This is a genomic window from Brevibacterium sp. HMSC22B09 (genome assembly GCF_001806795.1).
GTDB classification, from domain to species: Bacteria; Actinomycetota; Actinomycetes; order Actinomycetales; family Brevibacteriaceae; genus Brevibacterium; species Brevibacterium ravenspurgense.
In genome coordinates this window covers 1-1429 of sequence record NZ_KV786012.1, presented here as the reverse complement: position 1 = coordinate 1429, position 1429 = coordinate 1, and the positions used below count along the sequence as shown (strand labels likewise).

Annotated in this window: 1 protein-coding gene; it reads right to left on the bottom strand. The window is 56.2% G+C overall.

Features of this window, described 5'->3' with window-relative positions:
• Positions 1 to 105: 105 nt before the first annotated feature.
• Positions 106 to 1299, bottom strand: a complete 1194-nt coding sequence (locus tag HMPREF3087_RS05110; protein WP_070428327.1) for an IS481 family transposase — start codon at positions 1297 to 1299, stop codon at positions 106 to 108.
• Positions 1300 to 1429: the final 130 nt, after the last annotated feature.

The window sequence follows — 1429 nt, the reverse complement described above, 5'->3', positions numbered from 1 at the left end:
TGTGAAGTCCCGGGACATCGTTCACTCGATGTCCCGGGATTTTTTGTGTGTGGGGCGGCTGGTGTGTCGGGTCATCGTTCCCTTTTTTGGAGTGGGTGTGTCGGGTCATCGTTCCCCTTTTTTTGTGCGTGGGTTTTTCTTTTTGGATTGGTAGTTTTTGGTTGGGTCGATGGTGTATTCGGCGATGATTTCGCCGGTTGTTTTGTTTATTGCGATGGCATCGGGGCCGTTGACCAGCAGGATGATCCGTTGGCGGTTGTGGGCGTGGCCTATGCCGAGGTGTCTGAGTTGGCCGGCATAACGGAGGGTGATTTTTCCGTGGCCGTCGACGCGGTCGTATCGGACTCGCCAGTGGGTGTTGCGTAGCTGCACGGTTGGTTGGTCTTTGGGTGTGGCGGTGTATGCCTGTTGGGGTGTGCGCCTGTTGATGGCTCGGTGTTTGCGTTTGGTGTTGTACATGGTTTGGAAGTCCTGCAGTTGTCGTTGTAGGTCTTCGATGGTCAGTGCTGGCGATTGGGCGTGGAGCCATTTTTTGAGGGTGCTGTGGAAGCGTTCGATTTTTCCTTGGGTGGTTGGTTTTCCGGGGCGACCGTTTTTCTGTTCGATGTTGAGGTCTGCCAGGAGCTGTTCGAAGGGGTTTGGCTGTCGGTTTTTGGTGCGGCCTCCTGCTAGTCGGGTGGTGTAGACCAGTCCGTTGTCGGTCAGGGTTGCAGCCGGTAGTCCGTGCTGGTCAGCGGCTTGTAGGAATGTGTTTACGACGATGTGGCCGGTGATCCGCTGGTGGACGCTGATGTGGGTGATGAAGCGGGAGTGGTCATCGAGCCAGGTAATGATCTCGGTATCGGTGCCTTCAGCTAAGGGCCAGTGGGTGAAGTCGGATTGCCACAGGCTGTTGGGGGCTGGTGCTTCGAAGCGCTGCCAGGATGAGCGGGGCCGTTTTTGTGGTTGTGGGGTGATTGTGTTGGCTGCTTTGAGGATGCGCCAGATTGTTGTGATTGATGGGCGGGTGTTTTTGTCCAGCCGGTCGTAGATCGATTCGGCTCCGGCGTCGAGTCCGTCGCGAAGGAGTCCGTAGCGCAGTTTGATGATTGCTGTGCGTACTTCCTCGGGAGTTTTGTTGGGGTTGTTTAAGGGACGGGTGGAACGTGGTTGGAGTGCTTCGAGTCCGCCGGTGCGGAAGCGCTGTAAGAGGGTTTTGATCCATCGGGTGCTGAGATCAAAGTGTGCGGATGCGTCTTTAACACTCATCCCACCGTTGACGATAGCCAGAACCACAGCGCGGTTGCGTGAGTAAGTCATACTCCAGCTTGCCCGCCATGACGTTATGCAGGTGAACGATGACCCGACACATCAATGGAACTATGTCGTGGGACACCCGCACGCCGATTCTCAGCTGCAGGGGTGAACGATGTCCTGAAACCAGACACCC